General features: G+C 57.9%; 23 protein-coding genes and 1 tRNA gene. 10 read left to right on the top strand and 14 right to left on the bottom strand.

The window, feature by feature from the left end; translation table 11 throughout:
* Window positions 1-44 precede the first annotated feature (44 nt).
* Complete coding sequence (locus B3F77_RS16560) at window positions 45-353, bottom strand: DUF5710 domain-containing protein (RefSeq protein ID WP_293606011.1); 309 nt, start codon at window positions 351-353, stop codon at window positions 45-47.
* Between the two features lie 14 nt (window positions 354-367).
* Between B3F77_RS16560 and B3F77_RS16555 the strand changes: the two genes are divergently transcribed.
* Window positions 368-541, top strand: a complete 174-nt coding sequence (locus B3F77_RS16555) for a hypothetical protein (RefSeq protein WP_293606010.1) — start codon at window positions 368-370, stop codon at window positions 539-541.
* 20 nt (window positions 542-561) lie between these two features.
* Here B3F77_RS16555 and B3F77_RS16550 read toward each other — a convergent pair whose 3' ends face one another.
* Window positions 562-1074, bottom strand: a complete 513-nt coding sequence (locus B3F77_RS16550) for a hypothetical protein (RefSeq protein ID WP_293606009.1) — start codon at window positions 1072-1074, stop codon at window positions 562-564.
* Window positions 1075-1895: 821 nt separating this feature from the next.
* Window positions 1896-1971 (bottom strand) — tRNA-Asn (locus B3F77_RS16545).
* A 317-nt stretch (window positions 1972-2288) separates the two neighbouring features.
* Between B3F77_RS16545 and B3F77_RS16540 the strand changes: the two genes are divergently transcribed.
* The 3 genes from B3F77_RS16540 to B3F77_RS16530 all read left to right on the top strand — a co-directional run bounded on the left by B3F77_RS16540 (window position 2289) and on the right by B3F77_RS16530 (window position 3932).
* Window positions 2289-2552 carry a hypothetical protein gene (locus tag B3F77_RS16540; protein ID WP_293606008.1) on the top strand — a complete coding sequence of 88 codons (264 nt, stop codon included), beginning with the start codon at window positions 2289-2291 and terminating at the stop codon, window positions 2550-2552.
* Between the two features lie 61 nt (window positions 2553-2613).
* Window positions 2614-3615 (top strand): DnaJ C-terminal domain-containing protein, encoded by a 1002-nt coding sequence (locus tag B3F77_RS16535; protein WP_293606007.1) that lies wholly within the window; start codon window positions 2614-2616, stop codon window positions 3613-3615.
* Window positions 3612-3932 (top strand): chaperone modulator CbpM, encoded by a 321-nt coding sequence (locus B3F77_RS16530; RefSeq protein WP_293606006.1) that lies wholly within the window; start codon window positions 3612-3614, stop codon window positions 3930-3932. The genes B3F77_RS16535 and B3F77_RS16530 overlap by 4 nt, the downstream gene beginning before the upstream one ends.
* A 125-nt stretch (window positions 3933-4057) precedes the next feature.
* On the opposite strand, the gene clpB is transcribed toward B3F77_RS16530, so the two are convergent.
* From clpB to B3F77_RS16490, 8 genes are all read right to left on the bottom strand, one after another.
* On the bottom strand, window positions 4058-6682 hold the full coding sequence (clpB, locus tag B3F77_RS16525) for an ATP-dependent chaperone ClpB (protein WP_293606005.1): 2625 nt from the start codon (window positions 6680-6682) through the stop codon (window positions 4058-4060).
* Window positions 6683-6815: 133 nt separating this feature from the next.
* Window positions 6816-7289, bottom strand: coding sequence for a molybdenum cofactor biosynthesis protein MoaE (locus B3F77_RS16520; RefSeq protein WP_293606004.1), 474 nt, complete (start codon window positions 7287-7289; stop codon window positions 6816-6818).
* A gap of 4 nt (window positions 7290-7293) precedes the next feature.
* The gene (locus B3F77_RS16515; protein ID WP_293606003.1) at window positions 7294-7545 is read right to left on the bottom strand and encodes a MoaD/ThiS family protein; all 252 of its coding nucleotides are present in this window, start codon (window positions 7543-7545) and stop codon (window positions 7294-7296) included.
* Window positions 7542-8828, bottom strand: a complete 1287-nt coding sequence (glp, locus tag B3F77_RS16510; protein ID WP_293606002.1) for a gephyrin-like molybdotransferase Glp — start codon at window positions 8826-8828, stop codon at window positions 7542-7544. The genes B3F77_RS16515 and glp overlap by 4 nt, the downstream gene beginning before the upstream one ends.
* Before the next feature lie 36 nt (window positions 8829-8864).
* Complete coding sequence (gene mobB, locus B3F77_RS16505) at window positions 8865-9401, bottom strand: molybdopterin-guanine dinucleotide biosynthesis protein B (protein ID WP_293606001.1); 537 nt, start codon at window positions 9399-9401, stop codon at window positions 8865-8867.
* Between the two features lie 78 nt (window positions 9402-9479).
* Window positions 9480-10919, bottom strand: a complete 1440-nt coding sequence (gene thrC, locus B3F77_RS16500) for a threonine synthase (protein ID WP_293606000.1) — start codon at window positions 10917-10919, stop codon at window positions 9480-9482.
* Window positions 10919-12253, bottom strand: coding sequence for a homoserine dehydrogenase (locus B3F77_RS16495; RefSeq protein WP_293606014.1), 1335 nt, complete (start codon window positions 12251-12253; stop codon window positions 10919-10921). The genes thrC and B3F77_RS16495 overlap by 1 nt, the downstream gene beginning before the upstream one ends.
* Before the next feature lie 93 nt (window positions 12254-12346).
* Window positions 12347-13570 carry a pyridoxal phosphate-dependent aminotransferase gene (locus B3F77_RS16490; RefSeq protein WP_293605999.1) on the bottom strand — a complete coding sequence of 408 codons (1224 nt, stop codon included), beginning with the start codon at window positions 13568-13570 and terminating at the stop codon, window positions 12347-12349.
* Window positions 13571-13789: 219 nt separating this feature from the next.
* Between B3F77_RS16490 and B3F77_RS16485 the strand changes: the two genes are divergently transcribed.
* From B3F77_RS16485 to B3F77_RS16475, 3 genes are all read left to right on the top strand, one after another.
* A complete protein-coding gene (locus B3F77_RS16485; protein WP_293605998.1) occupies window positions 13790-14182 on the top strand; it encodes an Mth938-like domain-containing protein in 393 nt (130 codons plus the stop codon).
* Between the two features lie 128 nt (window positions 14183-14310).
* Complete coding sequence (locus tag B3F77_RS16480) at window positions 14311-14787, top strand: peroxiredoxin (RefSeq protein WP_293605997.1); 477 nt, start codon at window positions 14311-14313, stop codon at window positions 14785-14787.
* A 164-nt stretch (window positions 14788-14951) separates the two neighbouring features.
* Entirely contained in the window at window positions 14952-16634 is a 1683-nt protein-coding gene (locus B3F77_RS16475) for a PhoH family protein (protein WP_293605996.1), read from the top strand.
* Window positions 16635-16637: 3 nt separating this feature from the next.
* Here the strand turns inward: B3F77_RS16475 and B3F77_RS16470 are convergent, their stop codons facing one another.
* Window positions 16638-18071, bottom strand: coding sequence for a coniferyl aldehyde dehydrogenase (locus B3F77_RS16470; protein WP_293605995.1), 1434 nt, complete (start codon window positions 18069-18071; stop codon window positions 16638-16640).
* Window positions 18072-18244: 173 nt separating this feature from the next.
* Between B3F77_RS16470 and aat the strand changes: the two genes are divergently transcribed.
* From aat to B3F77_RS16455, 3 genes are all read left to right on the top strand, one after another.
* Complete coding sequence (aat, locus tag B3F77_RS16465; protein ID WP_293605994.1) at window positions 18245-19012, top strand: leucyl/phenylalanyl-tRNA--protein transferase; 768 nt, start codon at window positions 18245-18247, stop codon at window positions 19010-19012.
* Entirely contained in the window at window positions 19009-19800 is a 792-nt protein-coding gene (locus B3F77_RS16460; protein ID WP_293605993.1) for an arginyltransferase, read from the top strand. Before aat ends, B3F77_RS16460 begins: the two co-directional genes overlap by 4 nt.
* 61 nt (window positions 19801-19861) lie before the next feature.
* Window positions 19862-20641, top strand: coding sequence for an IclR family transcriptional regulator (locus tag B3F77_RS16455; protein ID WP_293605992.1), 780 nt, complete (start codon window positions 19862-19864; stop codon window positions 20639-20641).
* A gap of 105 nt (window positions 20642-20746) precedes the next feature.
* Here B3F77_RS16455 and pbpG read toward each other — a convergent pair whose 3' ends face one another.
* Window positions 20747-21808, bottom strand: coding sequence for a D-alanyl-D-alanine endopeptidase (gene pbpG / locus B3F77_RS16450; RefSeq protein WP_293606013.1), 1062 nt, complete (start codon window positions 21806-21808; stop codon window positions 20747-20749).
* Window positions 21809-22013: 205 nt separating this feature from the next.
* Complete coding sequence (locus tag B3F77_RS16445; protein WP_293605991.1) at window positions 22014-23552, bottom strand: 2-isopropylmalate synthase; 1539 nt, start codon at window positions 23550-23552, stop codon at window positions 22014-22016.
* Window positions 23553-23592: the final 40 nt, after the last annotated feature.

The following is a 23592-nucleotide window of genomic DNA, read 5'->3' as shown; positions in this document are numbered from 1 at the left end:
GGGAATTTGGGTGGCCATCAGGGTTGACTCGATGTTCATGGAGTTCACGGAATAGCAGTGTGTACGCAATCTTCCCAAGGCAGGACATTGCAGCCACAGTGCGGCACTTCAATGACTGGCTTGGACGGTGCAGAGTCTTTTGTTGGTTTCGGTGGAGAACTTCTTGGCTTTGTCATTTGCGGAGCAGCATCCGAGCCTTCCATGGCTGCCTCCATATTTGGAATCCACCGCAAAAATGGAGTGAGGTCTGTGACATTGACGATGTACCAAAGCTTTTTGGAGGCGTCCCAGCGTGCCCCAAGTGCTTTAACTGCATCTTTCTCTGCGAACGGCGTTACCAAATTGATTCTCATCGGGGGAATTATCCATGTTGGCCACTGACCCAATGCAGAAGGCAAATGACAAAAAGCCCACGATCAATGGCTTAGGAAAAAACACCGTCGAACCCCCGAAATCTCGCCGAACTGAAACCGAAATGGCACCGACGGAGCCTTATGCAAATCGATTGGAAGCATTTGAATCGCAGCTTAAGGTTAATTGAGGAATCCCCTGGATGACCGGTCACCCGCCGTGCGCGATAGGCGCTGGCAGGTCATCGTCCAAATACAACTCGTACTCGCTCCATGCGTCTTCGCCGAAGTTTTCGTCACACTTTGCAGCAACGTCATCAAACGAAGTGAACTCCATGCTGAACATGACAGTATGGAAGAGCTTGCGGTACGTGCGCCCATCTTCGTCTTCGGTATCACCTTGCGGGTCTTCGACAAGTTGGTAGCAATGCACCCAGACGTACCTGCCTGCCAACTCATCCTCTGCCTGTGCGATGCTCAGCTCAGAGGCATCCTCCAAGGCGTTTTGAGAGGGCCTCTCAAGGCGAAATACCTGGCCATAAGACGGGTGTGCAGGGTCAAGTTCAAGGTCGATTGTTTGCCACTCAGTCGTAATCCTGTCAGCGACGTCGATCAGTTCCTCTGGCGTGATGTCACCTTCCCAGTGAACGTCTGTAATGTGGCGCGAAGTACCGTAATCGCCGTCCCAAAGGCTGGCCTTGTGCTTCATTGCTTCTGGATGCATGAGGTATCTCCTTGATTGAGAGCACAACTCTATCGCAATAGTGTCTAGAGGTCCAACGATGCACGGCAGGATTCTGCCATCAGCGGGACTGGTTATCCCAGTGCTCCATGTCGGCTTCGGATGCGTTTCAGCCCGTTCGGTCATGCATGCTTCTGGTCGGGCAATCGGGGAAGGTGATGCCGCCGGTTGGGCGGAATTGAAAACCGCTCCCAAAAAGTAGCCCCCAGACGGCCCGCCGGGACACCGGAAGGGGGTATTCGCCATCCCCACGCCCCAGCCGCCCCAGAGGTGGCCACTATGACCCAAGGAGGGCCGGTTCGCACCGACGCCCCCGAGTGCCGCCCACGGCTAACCTATGCCGCCACCGCCTCGACCACCGCCGCCACCGGCATTCCCCGCCTGATCATGACCGACGCACTGTTTGCTGCATCCTGCAATGACTTGGTGGAGAGGTGCGAATATCGCTGGGTCACCTTCGGGTCACTATGCCCAAGTACCTGCTGGACGCAGAATAAACTGAATCCAGCGTTGACAGCTTTACGAATCGATATCGACTCTTGCTGCGCGGCTCGATTCCAACGACATAAAAATTGCCCGTAGAGCGGCAATGAACATTACTGGCACCAGTCGATCCCCTACAGGTCAAATGTGCGCCAACTTGGTAGAAAAGTTGTTCTCTAATTGAAAGAGTGGTCATCTGCCCATACCCTGCATTCGCCCAACCGAACCAATGCAGAACCCAAAGAGTTGCTATAGACCAGTCCGGAAATGAAAAAAGCACCTAGGCTTGCGACCTAAGTGCTTGATTCGTTTCTTGTTTTTGGCTCCTCAACCTGGGCTCGAACCAGGGACCTACGGATTAACAGTCCGGCGCTCTACCAACTGAGCTATTGAGGAATACAGCTCTAAATTATAGCGTTAATTTTCCCGCTTTCTCGTGCCCGGCTTTCTCAAAAGTACCTTCTTCGCAAGCAAGTACGACCCAGCCGTTTTTTGATTTTCCAAAAAAAACAGAAAAAAGCGCCTTTGCTTATTTATTGAGCACATCCAGCTATTAAATATATAGCAACATTTAGAGCACTCACTCAAAGGTCCGTTCCTGCTGATCCGCCCCCGAGCCCTTCGAAATTGGCGCCTATGTCTTACACTCCTCCTGCGAATTTTCAACTAAGGTCGCTTATGACGTGCAAGCCCAGCGCGGCATCATTGAACCCATGAAACAAATATCCTTTGCCCTCAATCTGAACTTGAAGAAAACCTTCAAATGCGCGTTGCTGGAACAGATGGCGCGAGTGACGCCGTGGACTGCGCTCTGGTCAAACTCATTGCCCCGTACTACCCAGAGGGTCGATGCGGCAGGCCATCCTTTCACCGCAAACCATGCAGGGCAAAGGCCCTGGCAACGGGAAAAAGAGCCCAGAAGGGCTGCGAAAACACAAGAATTTGCAACTCTGGAGCCAGAAATTCCGTCAAGCTAAACGTGGCAGCCTGCTGCCACACGCTACGCTGAGTTATTCAGAGCATCCCTAAAGGTCTTCCATGGAATTCAAGGACTACTACAAAATCATGGGCGTGGCGCGCGACGCGACGCCAGACGACATCAAACGCGCGCACCGCAAACTGGCGCGCAAATACCACCCCGATGTCAGCAAGGAAAAGGATGCGGAGGTGCGCTTCAAGGAACTCGGAGAAGCCTATGAGGTGTTGAAAGACCCCGAAAAGCGTGCCGCTTACGACCAACTGGGTGCCAACTGGAAAGCCGGACAGGATTTCCGCCCCCCACCCGAATGGAATGCAGGCGCTGAATACGCCGGCAGCGGTTTTGACCGGGGATTCAATAGAGGTGACGCTGGCGATCACAGCGACTTCTTTGAATCGCTGTTCCGCCAAGGCTTTGCGAGCACAGGCGATAGAAGTGGCGGCCAAAGCAGAGGCCGCCGCGCAACATTTAGCGCGCGGGGTGAAGACCACCACGCCAAAATACAGATCGACCTGGAGGACTCTTACAGTGGCGCCACACGCACCCTCAGCCTGCGCGTGCCCGAGATGGACGACCAGGGGCACGTGGTTGCGCACGAACACCAGATCACCTTCACCATTCCCAAAGGCATCCGGGCAGGCCAGCACATCCGCCTGGCCGGACAAGGCGCACCCGGCATGGGCGAAGGCGGCGCGGGCGATCTGTACCTGGACGTGGAATTCCGGCCTCGCCCGCCGGGCAGCCTGGATTACCGCGTGGACAAGCACGATGTTTACCTGGACTTGCCCGTGGCGCCCTGGGAAGCCGCGTTAGGCGCCGAGGTACAAGCGCCCACCCCGACGGGACAAGTCGAAGTCAAAATACCGGCAGGCTCGCCCACTGGGCGCAAGCTGCGGCTCAAGGGGCGCGGCCTTCCGGGCACCACGCCAGGCGATTTTTACCTTGTGCTGCAGATTGTGGTGCCCGCAGGCGACACCGACACTGCCAAGTCGTTTTATGAGGGCATGGCTAAGCAGTTCAAGGCCTTTAACCCACGCGCCAAACTGGGAGGCAAGACATGACACCGAGCTACAAGCTGGCGCTACTGACCGGCTATATCCTTGAAGATCAGACCGAGCTAACCCTGGCCGAAATCTGCCGCGCCTGTGCGGCGCAGGCCGACATGATCATGGAGCTGGTACACGAAGGCGTGCTGGCCCCGGAGGGTGGCACCCCCGATCACTGGCGCTTTACCGGCATACAGCTGCTCCGCGCCAGGGTCGCATTGCGATTGCAAAATGATCTGGGCGTCAACCTCGCAGGTGCCGCGCTGGCTTTAGAACTGCTCGATGAGCTGGACAGCCTGCGTACACGCCTACAAATGCTAGAGGGGAAGTGAAAAAGCCCGCTGCCTTCCAGAGAAGGAGCAGGTCAGGCTAATTTAAGCATTAAAAAGTGGCTCTAGCCCAATAAGGACGGGCAGAAGCAGCTATTAAACAAATAGCACTTTTGGGCGCCGGCTCATTAAGCGTCTTGAGCACTTTTCCCGCTTTGTGCGGCCACCCCGAAACTGAACACACCCGGCGCGCGGATAGGATCCACATCCACCGGGATGACGCTCTTGGGCGGGAAGCGGCCTTCCAGTAGCAGTTTGGACAACGGATTTTCAATCCGCTGCTGGATGGCGCGCTTCAAAGGCCGCGCACCAAACACCGGATCAAAGCCCACCTTGGCCAGCTCGGCAATGGCCGCTTCCGACACTTCCAGCGTGAGGTCCATTTTTTGCAGCCGCTCCATCAGCACCTTGAGCTGGATGCGGGCGATGGATTCGATGTTTTTGGCATCGAGCGCATGAAACACCACAGTTTCGTCGATCCGGTTCAAAAACTCGGGGCGGAAGTAGTTCTTCAACTCACCCGTCACCGCGTCCTTGATATCTTCTGTGGGCTGGCCCACCATGCTCTGGATAATCGGTGAGCCGATATTGCTGGTCATGACGATCACGGTGTTCTTGAAATCCACCGTGCGCCCCTGGCCATCCGTCAGGCGGCCATCGTCCAGCACCTGCAGCAACACGTTGAACACATCCGGGTGGGCTTTTTCCACCTCATCGAGCAGCAATACGCTGTAGGGCTTGCGGCGCACCGCTTCGGTCAGGTGGCCGCCCTCTTCGTAACCGACATAACCCGGAGGCGCGCCAATCAGGCGGGCCACCGAATGCTTTTCCATGAACTCACTCATATCGACGCGAATCAGGTGGTCTTCACTGTCGAACAGGAAGCCCGCCAGCGCCTTGCACAATTCGGTTTTGCCCACACCCGTGGGGCCCAGGAACAGGAAGGAGCCGGTCGGGCGGTTCGGATCACTCAGGCCCGAACGTGAGCGGCGGATGGCGTTGGCGACGGCGCCAATGGCTTCGTCTTGCCCCACCACGCGTTCGTGCAATTTGTCTTCCATCTGCAGCAACTTGTCGCGCTCACCCTGCAGCATCTTGGAAACCGGAATGCCGGTGGCGCGGCTCACCACCTCGGCGATTTCCTCGGCGCCGACCTGGGTACGCAGCAGCTTGGGCGCGTTGTCCACGCCCTTCTGGGCCTCGCTGTCCTGCGCGGCCTTCAGGCGCTTTTCCAGCTCAGGCAGCTTGCCGTATTGCAGTTCGGCCACCTTGCCCAGATCACCCTTGTTGGTGAACTCCTTGATCTGGAAACGGATGCGGTCGATTTCTTCCATGACATCCTTGGAGCCGAGCGCCTGGGCTCTTTCAGCCTGCAAAATTTCATTGAGATCAGCGATTTCTTTTTGTAGCTTGTCGATTTCTTCCTCAATCAGGCCAAAGCGCTTTTGCGAGGCTTCGTCTTTTTCACGGCGCACGGCTTCGCGCTCGATTTGCAGCTGAATCAGCCGGCGTTCGAGTTTGTCGATCACCTCGGGCTTGGAGTCGCGCTCAATGCTGACCTTGCTGGCCGCCTCGTCAATCAGGTCAATCGCCTTGTCGGGCAAAAAGCGATCGGTGATGTAACGGTGGCTCAACTCGGCCGCTGCCACGATGGCCGGGTCGGTGATCTGCACGCCATGGTGCAACTCGTACTTTTCTTTCAGCCCGCGCAGGATGGCAATGGTCGCCTCCACCGTCGGCTCGCCCACCAGAATCTTCTGGAAACGGCGCTCCAGCGCAGCGTCTTTTTCAATGTATTTGCGGTATTCAGCCAGCGTGGTGGCGCCCACGCAGTGCAACTCACCCCGGGCCAACGCAGGTTTCAACATATTGCCAGCGTCCATTGCGCCTTCAGCCTTGCCCGCACCGACCATGGTATGCAGCTCGTCGATGAAGACGATGGTCTGGCCTTCATCCTGGGCCAGTTCCTTGAGCACGGTCTTCAGTCGCTCTTCAAACTCGCCGCGGAATTTGGCGCCTGCCAGCAAGGCGGCCATGTCGAGCGACAGCACGCGTTTGCCTTTCAGCGAATCGGGCACCTCGCCCGCCACGATGCGCTGGGCCAAGCCTTCGACGATGGCGGTCTTGCCGACGCCGGGCTCACCGATCAGCACGGGGTTGTTCTTGGTGCGGCGCTGCAGAACCTGAATGGCACGGCGGATTTCATCATCGCGGCCAATGACCGGGTCGAGCTTGCCCAGGCGAGCGCGCTCAGTCAGGTCCATGGTATATTTTTTGAGGGCCTCGCGCTGGCCTTCAGCTTCCGGGTTGTCCACGCTCTGGCCTCCGCGCACGGCATCAATCGCCGCCTCCAGCGCTTTGCGACTCAGGCCGTTTTCTTTGGCCAACCTGCCGATGTCGCTTTTGCTGTCGGCAACGGCCAGCAAAAACAGCTCACCGGCGATGAACTGGTCACCCCGCTTGATGGATTCTTTTTCGGTGGCCTGCAGCAGCTTGGCCAGCTCGCTGCCGACCTGAACCTGTTCTTGCCCCTGCACTTGGGGGAGCTTTTTAACGGCGGCATCGGCCGCCTGCGTCAGGCCATTGACGTTGACGCCGGCCCGCTCAAGCAGGGCGCGCGGCCCGTCTTCCTGGCGCAGCATGGCCGCCAGCAGATGGGCAGGCTCGATATAACCGCAGTCGTTGCCCAAGGCCAGCGACTGGGCGTCGCCCAGAGCTTCCTGGAATTTGGTGGTCATTTTGTCTTGCCGCATAGGATCACTCCGAGTAGAACTCTAAAAAAGCTTGTCCCCATCGATCTTGGGGCTTTTCCACAAGTTTGCAAGTCGCACAACGAACCCTGCCGGTTTGAATAAGCCCGGCTTGATGAAAATCAAGCCCGGCAGCTCACGCGTTGTTGGCGCTGATGCCCCACTTGGCCAGCGCAGCGTCGTCACTGACCCGCGCATCAACCCAGCGCGCGCCTTCAGGCGTCTGCTCTTTTTTCCAGAACGGAGCCTGGGTCTTGAGGTAGTCCATCAAAAACTCGCAGGCCTTGAAGCTTTCACCCCGGTGGGCCGAGGTGACGCCTACCATGACCACCTGATCCAGCGGCTGCAAGAGTCCGACACGGTGAACAACCCGGGCGCCAAAAATATCGAACCGCAGCATCGCCTCGTCGATCATGGCCTCGATGGCTTTTTCGGTCATGCCAGGGTAATGCTCGAGCTCCATGCTGCTGACGGTCAAGCCGTCATTGCGGTCACGGACTGTGCCGATAAAACTGCAAACCGCGCCGACGCGCTTGTCGTCTGAGCGCAACGCAGCAATCTCGTCAGCGAGAATGAAGTCGGCAGTCTGGATAGATACGCGCGCTGTCATGGGTTTAGCCGCCGGTGACGGGTGGGAAAAACGCGACTTCGCAGCCCTCGCTTAAAAGCGCCGACTCGTCGCTCATGACCTGATTTAGCGCCATGCGAACGGACTTGCCGCGTGCCAGGCTGTCGGCATGCGCGGGGCTGGCGGCCAGCAGTTCATCGCGCAGGGCCGACAGGTTGGCGGCGGAAGTTTCACGCAGCTCACTGCCCTGCCCGATGGCTTCGCGGATGGAGGCAAAATATTTGACCGTGATTTTCATGCCATCAATTCCGAAAACGGGATGAACTGCACCATGTCGCCGTGCGCAATGGTTTGGCCGGGCGGGTTGTCAAGCAGCCCGTCACCCCAGACAGCGGATGTGAGTACACCAGAGCTTTGGTTGCCAAACAGCTCCAGCCCACCCGCTGCATTACGCTTTACACGCAAAAATTCACGGCGTTTATCGGCTTTAGCCCAATAAAAATGGGCGGGAATAGCTATTGATTTTGTAGCAATCTCGGTGGCACCCTGCAGCTTGAGCAGGAAGGGCCTGACCAACAGCAAAAAAGTCACAAAGCTCGAAACCGGGTTGCCCGGCAAGCCGATGAAGTGCGCCGCGCCGACCTGGCCATAGGCAAACGGTTTGCCCGGTTTGATGGCGATCTGCCATAAGCTGAGTTCGCCCAACGCCTGCACTGCGGGCTTGATGTGGTCTTCTTCACCAACCGAGACGCCGCCACTGGTCAAAATGAGGTCGTGCTGCTGGCCCGCGCCTTGCAGCGCAGCCATCGTCGCGTCCAGCCGGTCAGGCACGATGCCCAAGTCGGTCACGGTGCAGCCCAGCCTCTGCAGCAGGACCTTCAGGAAGAATCGGTTGGAGTTGTAGATGGCTCCGGGTTTCATGTCGGCAGGCGCCACGTCGCCGGGCATCACCAACTCATCGCCGGTGGAAAAAAGCGCTACCCGCACGCGCCGGGCCACTTGCAGCTTGTCAAAGCCGATGCTGGCCGCCAAGCCGAGGGATGCCGGGCTCAAGCGTGTACCGCGGTGCAGCACCACAGCCCCGGCGGCTACGTCTTCACCGCGACGGCGAATCCACTGCCCCGGCCTGGGCTGTGTGTCGATGCGAACGGCGGGAGTCGCACCGGTGGCCGGGTTTACCGTTTCGCAGTCTTCCTGCATGACCACGGCATCAGCGTCGGGCGGAATAGGCGCGCCGGTGAAAATCCGCGCCGCAGAAGCTGACGCCAGCGCGTGCCCGCTGCTGCCGGCGGGAATACGCTGGTTGACCTGCAGGAGGGTAGCGGCACTGGCCCAGTCAGCACAACGCACGGCATAACCATCCATGGAACTGTTGTCCTGCGCCGGCACATCCAGGCCAGACACCAGGTCTTGGGCCAGCACGCGGCCATCGGCATCAAAGGTGGAAACGACCTCAAAGCCCGGCAACGGCGTCGCCCGGGCCAGCAACTCCGCCAGCGCCAGGTCGAGGGGTTTGAGCGGTGCGCGTGCCACATGTGCCGCGGGTTCTGTACGGACTGGAGTTGTAGAAGCAAGGCTCATGGCGAGATATCCCGAACTGACGTGTACAGACGATGGTTAATCGAAACGATCTTCAAAAGAGTAAAAAAACCGCTCTTGATTGTTGACCAGGTAATCGGCCACGGCGTCTGCATCATTCAAATCCAGCACCGGACGCAAGGTTGCTTCCGGCAACTGCGCGGGCGAGTCGGTGGCGATGGCGACGATAAAGTCGTCTTCCGTGTAGCGGGTGGACTTGCCAGACGAGGCGCGCCAGACTTCGATCTTGAGCAGATCGCTGTCCTTGAAGCCTTCCACCAGCACCCAGTCCACACCGCCGTAGAGTTCGGCAATCAAGTGGTGAACCGTCAGCTCGGAAGGTTTTTCAAACTCACGCATGAGCGCGAGCCGGTTTTGCGAGGCTACCACCACCTCAAAGGCGCCGGCCTCGCGGTGCCGGTGGGTATCTTTGCCTGGGTGGTCGATGTCAAAGAGGTGATGGGCGTGCTTCACGACCGACACACGCAGGCCACGCTGCTTGAGAGCCGGGATCAGCTTTTCGACCAGCGTTGTTTTGCCTGAGCCCGAGTACCCGGAAAATCCGATCACGTTCATGAAAGCGCTCTCACACAGGTTTTTTTTCTATTAATTAAATAGCTTCCAATACCCGTAAATACTGCGATGCAGGCCGATTTAATGCACATTTTCGGCAATGTAGCGCTTGATCACCGTCACGTCGGCCGGCACAATTTTGACGCGCTTTGGCAAGGCCTCAATGCCTTCAAACCTGGCAGGCCGCTCCGGGGTTTTGCCGAGCGCTTCCTCTATCGTTTCGGCAAACTTGATGGGCAGGGCCGTTTCAAGAACGATCATGGGCACACCCGGCTGAAGATGCTCGCGCGCCACCTTCACGCCATCGGCGGTGTGGGTGTCAATCATGGTGCCAAAGCGCTCGTAGGTATCCTTAATCATCGCCAGCCGGTCAGCATGGCTGCTCTTGCCGCTCACAAAACCGTAGCGCTGGGCGGCGGATTTGAAGGCAGGGTCGTGGCTCAGGTCAAAACTGCCTTGGCTTGCCAGTTGGTCATGAAACAGCGCTTTTATTTTGTTGCCGTCCCGACCCAACAGGTCAAAGACAAAGCGTTCAAAATTCGAGGCTTTGGAAATGTCCATCGATGGGCTGGAGGTTTCAAAGGTATCGGCGCTGCCGCGCACACGGTAAACGCCGGTGCGAAAGAACTCGTCGAGCACATCGTTCTCGTTGGTGGCGACCACCAGCTTGTCAATCGGCAAGCCCATGCTGCGCGCCACATGGCCGGCGCAGACGTTGCCAAAATTGCCGGACGGCACGGTGAAGCTGACTTTCTCGGCATTCGACCTGGTCGCCTGGAAGTAGCCGGAAAAGTAGTAAACGACCTGGGCCATCAGGCGCGCCCAGTTGATCGAGTTGACCGTGCCGATTTTGTATTGGCGTTTGAACTCTAGATCGTTGGACACTGCCTTGACGATGTCCTGGCAGTCGTCAAACACGCCTTCGACCGCGAGGTTGTGGATATTTGTATCCTGCAGGCTGAACATCTGCGCTTGCTGAAACGGGCTCATGCGGCCATTTGGCGAGGTCATGAAGACGCGCACGCCCTTTTTGCCACGCATGGCGTATTCGGCGGCGCTGCCCGTGTCGCCGCTGGTGGCACCCAGAATGTTGATTTCTTCGCCGCGGCGAGTCAGTTCGTACTCGAACAGATTGCCCAGCAATTGCATCGCCATGTCCTTGAACGCGAGCGTCGGGCCGTTGGACAGGGCTTCCAGGTAGAGAACCGTTTGTCCTGAGCCTGTCGAAGGGCTTTCCAGCGGGCGAAGCGGCACGATTTCCTTCGTACCGAAGACTTCCTCGGTGTAGGTCTTGCGGCAAATCGCCCGGAGATCTGCGGCAGGAATGTCGTCGATGTACAGCGACAGGATCTCAAACGCCAGATCGGCATAGGAAAGACTGCGCCAAGCCGTGAGCCTTGCCTCCTCAACTTGCGGGTAGTGCTCCGGCAGGTACAAGCCGCCATCCGGTGCCAAGCCTTCGAGCAGGATTTCGCAAAAGCGCTTGCGGTCACTGTGGCCGCGCGTGGAGATATAGCGCATCAGGCGAGTTCCTCTTTGCGGATGCGCGTGATGGGCGCAAGCACAGTGGGCAGCGCCTGCATCTGCGCCAACGCCTCGTTCATTTTCGCTTCCACACAATCATGCGTGAGGATGATGAGGTCGGTTTGCGTGGAACCTTCGCCGCCCACGTCATCGGCCTCGCGTTGCAGCACGGCATCGATGCTGATGCCCAGCGACGCCAGAATGCCGGTGACTTTGGCCAGCACGCCGGTTTCGTCAGCCACCTTCAGGCGCAGGTAGTAGCTGGTCACCACCTCGGACATGGGCACGATGGGCAGGTCACTCATGGCCTGAGTCATGGTGTCGGGCTGGAAGGCCAGGTACGGCACGCGGTGCTCGGGGTCAGCCGTGTGCAGGCGCGCAATGTCCACCAGGTCGGCGATCACGGCGCTGGCCGTGGGTTCGGAGCCGGCGCCCTTACCGTAGTAGAGCGTGGTGCCAACGGCATCGCCCTGCACCACCACCGCGTTCATCGCGCCTTCGACGTTGGCGATCAGGCGCTTGGCCGGCACCAGGCTTGGGTGCACGCGCAGCTCGATACCGTTCGCGGCGCGCTTGGTGATACCCAGCAGCTTGATGCGGTAACCGAGCTGTTCTGCGTAGCGAATGTCTTGCGCTGCCAGTTGGGTGATGCCCTCGACATAGGCCTTGTCGAACTGCACCGGGATGCCAAAGGCGATGGCCGACATCAGCGTGACCTTGTGGCCGGCGTCCACGCCCTCGATGTCGAAGGTCGGATCGGCTTCGGCGTAGCCCAGGCGCTGCGCTTCCTTCAGTGCCACGTCGAAGTCCAGACCCTTGTCACGCATTTCCGACAGGATGAAATTCGTCGTGCCATTGATGATGCCGGCGATCCACTGGATGCTGTTGGCGGTCAGGCCCTCGCGCAGCGCCTTGATGATCGGAATGCCGCCGGCGACGGCCGCCTCGAAGGCAACCATCACGCCCTTGCGATGCGCCGCGGCGAAAATCTCGGTACCGTGCACTGCGAGCAGCGCCTTGTTGGCGGTGACCACGTGCTTGCCGGCCTCGATCGCCTCCAGCACCAGTTGCCTGGCGATGCCGTAGCCGCCGATGAGCTCGACCACAATGTCGATGTCGGGGTTGGCGATGACCTTGCGCGCATCGTCCACCACCTGCACGCCGCTCCCCACCGCAGCCTTCGCGCGCGCCACGTCAAGGTCGGCCACCATGGTGATCTCGATGCCGCGGCCGGCGCGCCGGCGGATCTCTTCCTGGTTGCGCTGCAATACGTTGAAGGTGCCGCTGCCCACGGTACCTATACCCAAAAGGCCCACCCTGATCGGGCTCAAATTCGTCGGTTTCATAGTCGCTTGGAGTCTTGCTTATAGTGTTTGGTATTTGGCGCTTGCAATCCCTGAAAAGGGATACGGGGAAATTAAAAATCAGATGCGGTTGTGGCGCCAGATCTCGAGAAACTTGGCAATGCGCCCTATGGCTTCGCGCAAGTCGTCTTCATGAGGCAAAAAGACAATACGAAAATGATCCGGCGTGGCCCAGTTGAAACCGGTGCCCTGCACCAGCATGACCCGCGTTTCTTCGAGCAACTCCAGAAAAAACTGTCGGTCGTCGGCGATGGGATAGACCTTGGGGTCCAGCCGCGGAAACATATACAGCGCCGCACTGGGCTTGACGCAGCTCACACCCGGGATCGCGGTGATCAACTCATACGCCAGGTCGCGCTGGCGGCGCAGGCGTCCACCTTCGCCTACCAGATCGTTGATGCTTTGATAGCCGCCCAGCGCCGTCTGAATCGCCCACTGGCCGGGCACGTTGGAGCACAGCCGCATGTTCGACAGCATAGTGAGCCCCTCGATATAGTCGCGCGCGGGCTTCTTGTCGCCCGAGACCACCATCCAGCCAGCGCGGTAGCCGCAGGAACGGTAGCTTTTGCTCAGCGAGTTGAAGGTCAGCGTCAACACGTCTTGCGAAAGGCTGGCAATCGCTGTGTGGCGCACACCGTCGTAGAGAACCTTGTCATAGACCTCGTCGGCAAAAATCACCAAATTATGCTCACGCGCAATATCGACAATGCCCTGAAGCAGTTCGTCGGAATACAGCGCGCCAGTCGGGTTGTTCGGGTTGATAACGACGATGCCGCGTGTGGCCGGCGTGATCTTGGCGCGGATGTCGTTCAGGTCGGGCATCCAGCCGTTGGCTTCGTCGCACAGGTAGTGCACCGGCTTGCCGCCCGACAGGCTCGCCGCCGCCGTCCACAGCGGGTAATCGGGCGACGGCAAGAGCAACTCGTCGCCGGTGTCGAGCAAGGCATTGGTCGCCATCACGATCAGCTCGCTGGCGCCGTTGCCAAGGTAAATGTCGTCCAGCGTCACGCCCTTGATGCCCTGCTTCTGCGTTTCGTGCATTACCGCCTTGCGCGCCGCAAAAATGCCCTTGCTGTCCGAATAACCGGCCGAGTTGGGCAGGTTGCGGATCATGTCCTGCTGGATTTCTTCGGGCGAATCAAAGCCGAACACGGCGAGGTTGCCGATGTTGAGCTTGATGATCTTATGGCCTTCTTCTTCCATCTGCTTGGCGCGTTCCATGATGGGGCCGCGGATGTCGTAGCAGACGTTGGCTAACTTGGCAGATTTGTTAATCAGTTTCATGGTGTTTTTTGGATACCCGGGCAAAGACCGCTCCGTCAATCACGCTGACAACCGCACTGGTAATCTCCCCCCTCATCGGAAGGACGCACCAGCGCTGCAACGGAAAATTTGGATGGAATTTATAATTTGACCACATAAAACGCGGTTTTCGCTGGAAAAGGGCCAGCAATCTGCCCTTACCCTTCGCCGTTTTCCGGCCCCTCAACGCCCTGAATCACCATGAAACTACAGCCAGACCATCTCGACGTTCAATCTATTCTCGGCTACGGCCCGGGATGGGTGGGTCTGGGCAGCAATGGAGTGGCTGAAAAAATCGAACACAGCATCGTAATTGGCTCACGGGGCGAGAAATTTTTCTGGCATTGCACGCGCTTTGACCAACTAACGACAGAGCACTTCACCCTTCTGGCAAAAACGCAGCCGGAGTTGGTGATTTTTGGCAGCGGCCCGCGCCTGCGTTTTCCGCCATCCGCATTTTTGCGGGCCTTGATGGAGCAGCGCATAGGCATTGAAACCATGGACACGCTGGCGGCTTGCCGCACCTACAACATCCTGGCGGGCGAGGGTCGCCGAGTGATCGCAGCCCTGCTGATTGAGCCAGAAGAAACATAAGACTGGAAGGCCTCCTCATTCAGAGTAAAATCTAGGGTTGCACTTGGTAGCACACCCGGGATTACCACTCGGGCCCGCTGGCAGGAGTCACGGCTAATTACAACTACTTTCGTCAGGGTCTACTCAGTATGGCAGTCGTCGTCAATAAACCACTTCCCGAATTTGAAGCGAATGCCACAGGTGGCATCAAGGTTTCCAACCAGTCCCATTTAGGCCACGTTGTCGTGATGTACTTTTACCCGAAAGACAACACACCCGGCTGCACTACCGAAGCCATGCAGTTTCGTGACCGCTACAAGGATTTCGTAAAAGCTGGCGCGACTGTATTCGGCGTGTCACGGGATAACATGAAATCGCATGACGAATTCAAATCCAAGCTTGAACTCCCATTCGAGCTGATTGCAGATACCGAAGAAAAAATGTGCCACATGTTCGGCGTGGTCAAAAACAAGATCATGTACGGTAAAAAGGTCAAGGGCATTGAGCGCAGCACCTTTTTAGTGGGCGCCGACGGCCTGCTGAAAGATGAATGGCGCGGCCTGAAAGTGCCCGGTCATGTCGACGATGTCCTGAAGGCCGTCAAAGCCCTCAAAAAGGCCGCATGAATACGTAGTGAGGCCAGCTGACAACAGTAGATTGCCCTGTGCCACATGAGTTGTGCATAATGAACTCATGCTGTTGACCTTCGTAACTGCGTTCAAAAAAGCCGCCTTGGCCTCATGGCGGCTTTTTTACTTCCGGAACCTTCATTTAGAGAGTTTTAAGCACTATGCCCCTGCCACCCGCCCCGACCAAACGTGCCGCCCTCCTCTCCCCCGGCGCTCTCGATGCGCCGACCCGCTCGCCTTCCAAGCTTGCACAAAAGACGGAAAGAGCTGAATCTGCCAAGAAGCCGCCGGTATTGGACCTGTTTGACAGCCGCACGGCCGACGGCAGCGAACATCCAGTGGCTTACAGAGAAAAAGAGACCGAAAGCCAAGTAAGGACGGGTGCAGATAGCTATAAAAAAGATAGCATCGTGCTACCCCTTCCCGTGGTAAAACCCAAAAAGGCCAAGCGCGCAGGTCTGGACAAGCTGTTTGTGCTGGATACCAATGTGCTGATGCATGACCCGATGTGCCTGTTCCGCTTTGAAGAGCACGACATCTTTTTACCCATGATCGTGCTCGAAGAACTCGACGGCCATAAAAAAGGCATGACCGAGGTAGCCCGCAATGCGCGCCAGACCAGCCGCACGCTGGACGCGCTGGCAGGCGCCCAAGGCGCTGACATCAGCAAAGGCCTCAAGCTGGACACCACCGGGCACCCCGAGGCCGGCGGTTGCCTGTTTTTTCAGACCAAGCCGCTGGATTACACGCTGCCCATGAGTCTGCCGCAGGGCAAGGCTGACAATCAGATTCTGGGTGTGGTCGACGCCCTGCGCAGGGAATATGCGCCGCGCGAGGTGGTGCTGGTCTCCAAAGACATCAATATGCGCGTCAAGGCTAGAGCCCTTGGGCTGGCCACCGATGACTACCAGAACGACAAAACACTGGAAGACGGCGACCTGCTGTATGCTGGCTCGCTGGCCTTGCCGGCGGACTTCTGGACGCGCCAGAGCAAAACCATAGAAAGCTGGCAGCAAGGCAGCCACACCTTCTACCGTATCGCGGGACCGATTGTGGCCAGCTTGCTGATCAACCAGTTCGTGTTTTTTGAAGCACCTGGCGAGCCGCCGCTTTATGCCCGTGTCACTGAAATACGGGACAAGACGGCGGTTCTGAAGACCCTCAAGGACTACACTCATCTCAAAAACGCCGTCTGGGGCGTGACCATGCGTAACCGCGAGCAAAACTTCGCGATGAACCTGCTGATGGACCCTGAAGTTGATTTCGTCACGCTGGCGGGCACTGCGGGCACAGGCAAAACGCTGATGGCGTTGGCCAGCGGCCTCACACAAGTGCTTGACGATCGCCGTTACACCGAAATCATCATGACGCGCGCTACGGTATCGGTCGGTGAGGACATCGGCTTCCTGCCGGGCACCGAAGAGGAAAAAATGGGCCCCTGGATGGGCGCGCTCGACGACAACCTGGAAGTACTGGGTAAAACCGACACGAGCTCCGGAGAATGGGGGCGCGCGGCGACCAATGAGCTGATCCGTTCGCGCATCAAGGTCAAAAGCATGAACTTCATGCGCGGCCGCACCTTCCTCAACAAGTACGTCATCATTGACGAGGCACAAAACCTGACGCCCAAGCAGATGAAGACCCTCATCACCCGCGCTGGGCCGGGCACCAAGATTGTCTGCATGGGCAACCTTGCGCAGATTGACACGCCCTACCTCACCGAAGGCTCTTCAGGCATGACTTTCGCTGTGGACCGCTTCAAGGGCTGGCCGCATGGCGGGCACATCACGCTGGCCCGCGGCGAGCGTTCCCGGCTGGCTGATTTCGCGAGCGAGGTGCTCTGATGTTCAGATCAAACGCTTGAGCAGCCCCATGATCTGGTCAAACCGCTTGCCATAGGGCGGGTAAAACACATCACCCCGGGCCCACTTTGACTGCACCAGCACCGGCTTTTGCTGCGTCAGGCGCAGAAAGCCAGCTTCGCCGTGGTAGGCGCCCCAGCCGCTGTCGCCCACACCGCCAAAAGGCAGATTTTCGTGGGCAATGTGCATCAGGGTGTCATTGACGGTGACGCCGCCGCTCACGGTGTTGTTCAGCACTCGGTCGCGTGTGGCCGTGTCGGTACCGAACCAGTACAGCGCCAGCGGCCGTGGCCGGGCATTGATGTACTCAATCGCCTGATCCAGCGTGTCATAGGGCACCACCGGCAGGATGGGGCCGAAGATCTCCTGCTCCATGAGCTTCATGCCGGGCTGGGCCCCATACACCAGCACGGGCGCCATCTGCCGGGTGACCGGGTCTGCCGAGGCTGGCGTGACACCCTGCGGATCAATGACCTTCACCGTCGCTCCCAAGGCCTGCGCCTCGCTCAGCGCGGCCTGCAATTGGGCGAAATAGCGGTCGTTCTGGATGCTTGCGTAGTCGGGGTTCCCGGCAATTCGGGGGAACAACCGCTTCACGGCGGCAGCGAAGGCCTTTTCGAATGCCGCTTCGCACCCGCGCGGCAGCAGCAGGTAATCCGGCGCAACGCAGGTCTGCCCGGCATTGAGCAGCTTGCCGTGGGCGATCTTGAGGGCGGCCTTGTCCAGCTCGCAAGATGCATCAATGATGCAGGGCGACTTGCCGCCCAGCTCCAGTGTGGTCGGCGTCAGGTTCGCCGCAGCCGCAGCCGCCACCTTTCGGCCCACCGCCGTGGAGCCGGTGAAAAACAGGTGGTCAAACGGCAGGCTGGCAAACTCAGCCGCCAGTGCGGCATCGCCTTGCACCACGCACAACTCGTCTGGCGCAAAGGCCTTGCCAATCAACTCACCCAGCAGGGCCGAGGTCAGCGGGGTCAGTTCGCTGGGCTTGAGCATGACGCGGTTGCCTGCGGCCAGGGCCGTGATGACCGGGCCGAGCGACAACTGCACCGGATAGTTCCAGGGCGAAACCACGCCGACCACGCCCAAAGGCTGGCGCTGCAGATAAGCATGGGCGGGCTGCAGATAGAGCGGCGTGCGCACCCGGACCGGCTTCATCCACTTGGACAAGGCCCTCAGCGTGCTTGAGAGCAGCGTGCGCAATACAAACAGGTCGGCAATCTCGGTCAGCTGAGGGGACCGCACGCCGAAATCAGCCTGGACAGCCTGCGCCAGTGCGCTGCCGTGATCATCGAGCAAGGCCCGCATTCGCAACAACCGGTCGCGGCGCAAAGCAAGAAGCACCGCCACCTGCGCGCGGCTGGCTCGGTATTGGGCGTCAAAGAGGGAACGAAGGCTGGTCTCAGGTTTGCTGGTACTCATTTAGCCATGATAGAGGTCAGCGCGCTTATACATTAGGGGTAAAGCTCCAGTGTCGGCCTCCCGGTCACCAGCTCGCAGCCAGCTCGCAAAAAATCCTGGCTCAGCTACCATCTGCATATGCCTGACATGACGCATCCGTTTTTAATGCAACCATGCAAATGAGCCCCTGAGTCATGGGAAAACTTCCGCGCCCCGTACCCTGGCTTGCTGCCGGGGAAAGTTTTCCGCCGCTGGAAAGTGCTTGGGGCCACCAAGACCCTGCTCCTGGCCTGCTGGCGGCTGGTGCGGCGCTGGATGTGCCCACATTGGTTCAAGCTTACTCGCAGGGCATTTTTCCCTGGTTCAGTCTGGGCCAGCCCGTATTGTGGTGGAGCCCCGACCCTCGTATGGTGCTGCAGACCCAAAACTTCAAGCTGCACCGATCCTTACGCAAAAGCCTGATTCATTTTCTGGACGATCCGAGATGCGAGATAAGGTTTGACAGCGCTTTCGAGGGCGTCATCAAAGCCTGTGCCAGCAAGCCCCGCGCAGGCCAGCCGGGCACCTGGATTGTTCCCGACATGGTGCGGGCCTACAGTGCCTTGCATCGGGCCGGGCACGCCCACAGCGTGGAAACTTGGAAGGAGGGTGAACTCACTGGGGGCCTGTACTGCGTCAATCTGGGGCGCATGGTGTTTGGTGAATCCATGTTTGCACACCGAACCGACGCCTCCAAGATTGCACTGGCTGCACTGCTGGCTTTTTGCCGTGCGCACCACATACCGATGATCGATTGCCAGCAAAACACCCGGCATCTGGCATCGCTGGGAGCGGCTGAAATCAGTCGCACCGAGTTTGCCTCCCACCTCGGTCAGAACGTCGGTAAAACTGCTCCCGCCTGGCGGTTCGACCCCGTATACTGGAATCAGATCTTGATACCGAGAACGCCAATACCACCGTGACGCACCTCAAAGACCTGCCGCTGCAAACCTTGCAGTTTTATGCAACGGCGCCCTACCCCTGCAGTTACCTGCCGGGCAAGCAGGCCCGCTCGCAGGTCGCTACGCCCAGCCATCTCATCCACAACGACGCCTATTCGGACCTCGTGACCAGCGGGTTCCGGCGCAGCGGCATGTTTACCTACCGCCCTTACTGCGATGGATGCCAGGCGTGCGTACCGCTCCGCGTGCCCGTTAACAACTTTAAAGCAGACCGCAGCCAGCGCCGTGCCTGGAATCAGCACCACACGCTGCATGCGCGCATACTCAGACCCTGTTTCATGCCAGAGCATTACCAGCTCTACCTGCGATACCAGAACGGTCGCCACGCCGGAGGCGGCATGGACCATGACAGCATTGACCAGTACACGCAATTCCTGCTGCAAAGCCGCGTGAACTCGCGCCTGGTGGAGTTTCGTGACAGCCTGCCCGATGGCGAGGTCGGCGCACTCAAAATGGTCTCTATCCTTGACGTGCTGGAAGACGGCATTTCCGCGGTCTACACGTTTTATGAGCCTGACGGCCGGGCCAGTTACGGGAGTTACGGCGTGCTCTGGCAAATAGAGCAGGCCAAGCGCCTCAACCTGCCTTATGTGTATCTGGGCTACTGGATAGCCCAAAGCCCGAAGATGAACTACAAGGCTGGATTCAGGCCCAACGAAATATGGGTCAACGGCCAGTGGGTGCTTTCCGGTAGCACTGCGGCCACAAGGCAGAGCGGACTTCCCAATCGGAAGGAAGGTAATTCTTGAAGCAGCATCAGCAGATGCTTTTTGATTTCACAGCGTAAAATTTAATGCAGAAAGTCTGCACATGAAAAAACCCGATATCGCCGTTCCTGCCACCCCGACTGTTCAAGTCATTGAACGTATCTTCACCTTGATCGAGATTCTGGCAAATCATGAAGAGGCCGTATCACTCAAGGAGATCAGCGAAAAATCAGGGCTTCACCCTTCGACGGCTCACCGTATCCTGAACGATCTGGCGACCGGACGTTTTGTAGACCGCCCGGTCACGGGCAACTATCGGCTGGGCATGCGTCTTTTGGAGTTGGGCAACTTGGTCAAGGCCCGTTTGAGTGTCCGCGATGCAGCACTCACGCCCATGCGCGAGCTGCACAAGCTCACCCAGCAACCCGTCAACCTGAGCATGCGCCAAGGCGACGAAATTGTGTATGTGGAACGCGCCTATAGCGAGCGATCGGGCATGCAGGTGGTGCGAGCTATCGGCGGCCGGGCCCCGCTGCATTTGACTTCCGTAGGCAAGCTGTTTCTGGCTTTTGACGATCCCCAACGCTTGCGCGCCTATGCCACGCGCACGGGCCTGTCAGGGCAGACCCGCAACAGCATCACCCAGTTGCCAATACTGGAACGCGAACTCTCCAAGGCACGGCAATACGGCATCGCGCGCGACAACGAAGAGTTGGAGTTGGGGGTGCGTTGTATGGCTGCTGGCATCTACGACGACCAGAGCAGGCTGGTAGCAGGTCTGTCCATTTCAGCCCCCGCCGACCGACTTGATGAGCACTGGCTACCCAAGCTGCAGGCGACCGCCAACGAAATTTCAGCAGCGTTAGGCTACAAATTCAAGTAAGAAATGTGTTTGGCGCCTATGCCTACTTAACATGAAGCTATCGATACCATAGCAAAAAAATTGCTGGCGCAAAGGCTACAGGCTTGAGCAGAAACACTCAGCCGGTTAACCGTTAATCTGCTTGGCTGATGCGCTGATGCGCACTTTTTGATCGGCCACAGGATTGGACTCCACCCAGCGACGCACGCGCTCAGCATCACCCAGACGGCTCAACTTGCCGGCGGAATCCAGAAATACCATGATCAGCTTGCGCCCCGCAATTTTGGTCTGCATCACCAGGCATTGACCGGCTTCAGTGATGTAGCCGGTTTTTTGCAGGCCGATATCCCACTCGGGATTCTTCACCAGGCGGTTCGTGTTGTTGAACTGCAGCGTGCGGTTGCCTACTGCCACCTGATAACCCGTCGAGGTAGTCAACTCGCGAAGCATGGGATCGCCATGCGCAGCATTGACCAGCGTGGCCAAGTCCTGTGCGCTGGACTGGTTGCGACTGGAAAGGCCGGTAGGCTCCGCATAGCTGGTGTTATTCATGCCCAGCATCTTTGCCTTGGCGTTCATCAGGCTGACAAACGTTGCCAAGCCACCGGGATAGGTACGGCCCAATGCGTGCGCTGCACGATTTTCGCTGGACATCAGGGCAAGGTGCAGTAATTCCCCGCGCGTCAGCGTGGTGCCCACCCTCAGCCGCGAACTGCTGTGTTTTTCGGTATCCACGTCATCCTGCGTAACCGTGATCATTTCGTCCATGGGTAGCTTGGCACCACTGATGATGACCCCGGTCATTAATTTGGTCAGGGATGCAATGGGCACCACCGCCTGGTCATTTTTGCTGAATAGCACCTCATGTGTGTCCTGGTCAATGACCAAGGCGACGCTCGATTTCAGATCCAGCGGGTCCTGCACAGAGTGCAGACCGGCGATCTGACCGAAGGAGGGTTTGGCCGGAACAAAAGCGTAAACGACGGTCCTGCGTTTGATGCCTGTTTCAAACCGGACACTCTTGCGGATTGAGACAATCTTTTTAGATGCCGTTGATTTTGCGACGTGATGCTTCTTGACTATCACGCTTTTTGCCGTTGTCGCGTTGGCACCAGATGCCGCAAGGGCAGCAAATAAAGCCAGGAATCCAACGATTTTTAACGCGCGATTCAAAATCTGTTTAGACATGGTGGATATTGCCTGCATTGGGTTGCAATGGATGGAATGGCTGAAGTGTATAGAAATAGAAAAAGTCACGCAATATCAAAAACTTGCGTGACTTTCCTAAAAACGCACCTAGTTTTGGACGGATTTGAGGGTCCACACCACAATTTGCACCAGAAAAATGCTCTAAGTCATTGAATATAAATAGTTATTTAAATAACTCGATGCATCACCCCTGCGCCGCAACACGATCAGCTTTACTTTGAAGTTTATTCAACGCGCTAAGGTAGGCCTTCGCTGACGCCACCACAATGTCGGGGTCAGCGCCCACGCCATTCACTACACGTCCGCTATTTTGCAAACGCACCGTCACTTCTCCCTGGCTTTCCGTGGATCCGCTGATGGCGTTCACGGAATAGAGCACCATCTCTGCACCACTTTTGACGTGTGATTCGATAGCTTTGAGGGAGGCATCGACGGGGCCGTTGCCGTCTGACTCACTCTTGACTTCCTTGCCGTCCACGGTGAAAACAACGCGCGCTTGAGGACGCTCGCCGGTTTCGCTGTGCTGCGACAAGGATACAAAACCGTACTGTTCGTTGTCGTGGGTGACGCTTTCATCGCTCACTAAAGCAAGGATATCCTCGTCGAAAATTTCGCTTTTCCGGTCCGCAAGGTCCTTGAACTTGATGAATGCATTGTTGATGTCCGCTTCGCTTTCCATCGCGATGCCCAGTTCCTGCAAGCGCAACTTGAACGCATTGCGGCCACTCAACTTGCCCATCACGATCTTGTTGGCACTCCAGCCCACATCTTCAGCACGCATGATCTCGTAAGTGTCGCGCGCCTTGAGTACGCCGTCTTGGTGGATACCGGAAGCATGGGCGAAGGCGTTTGCGCCAACCACGGCCTTGTTGGGCTGCACCACAAAACCGGTGGTCTGGCTGACCAGGCGGCTAGCCGCCAGAATGTGCTGGGTATCGATGCCAACGTCGAGGTCAAAATAGTCCTTGCGCGTTTTCACGGCCATCACCACTTCCTCGAGCGAGCAATTGCCCGCACGTTCGCCCAAACCGTTGATGGTGCATTCCACCTGCCGGGCACCGCCAATCTTCACGCCCGCCAGGGAGTTGGCGACGGCCATGCCGAGGTCGTTATGGCAGTGCACCGACCAGATGGCTTTGTCGCTATTGGGAATACGCTCACGCAAGTTCTTGATGAAATTTCCATAGAGCTCGGGAATAGCGTATCCAACGGTGTCTGGCACGTTGATAGTGGTCGCGCCTTCGCTGATCACGGCTTCGATGACCCGACACAAAAAGTCCGGGTCAGAACGGTAAGCGTCTTCGGGACTGAACTCGATGTCCGCCATGAGATTACGCGCAAAACGCACCGACAGCTTGGCTTGCTCAAACACCTGGTCGGGCGTCATGCGCAACTTTTTTTCCATGTGCAGCGGACTGGTCGCCAAAAACAGGTGCAAGCGCCCAGAGTTGGCAGGCTTCAGGGCTTCGGCCGCACGGGAAATATCGCGGTCGTTGGCGCGGGCCAGCGAACAGATGATGGAATCCTTAACGACTTCTGCGATGGCCTTGACACATTCAAAATCGCCGTTGGAACTGGCAGCAAAGCCCGCTTCAATCACATCGACCTTCAGTCGTTCCAGCTGGCGGGCAATACGCAGCTTTTCGTCCCTGGTCATGGATGCGCCAGGTGACTGCTCGCCGTCGCGCAAGGTGGTGTCAAAAATAATGAGTTTTTCAGTCATGGAAGTGACCCTTAAGTTGTCGTCTGGTCGGCCCAGACCA

The organism is Polaromonas sp. UBA4122, assembly GCA_002381615.1.
GTDB lineage: Bacteria > Pseudomonadota > Gammaproteobacteria > Burkholderiales > Burkholderiaceae_C > Polaromonas.
The sequence above is the reverse complement of the archived record's forward strand: the minus strand, read 5'-3'. Positions and strand labels throughout refer to the sequence as shown.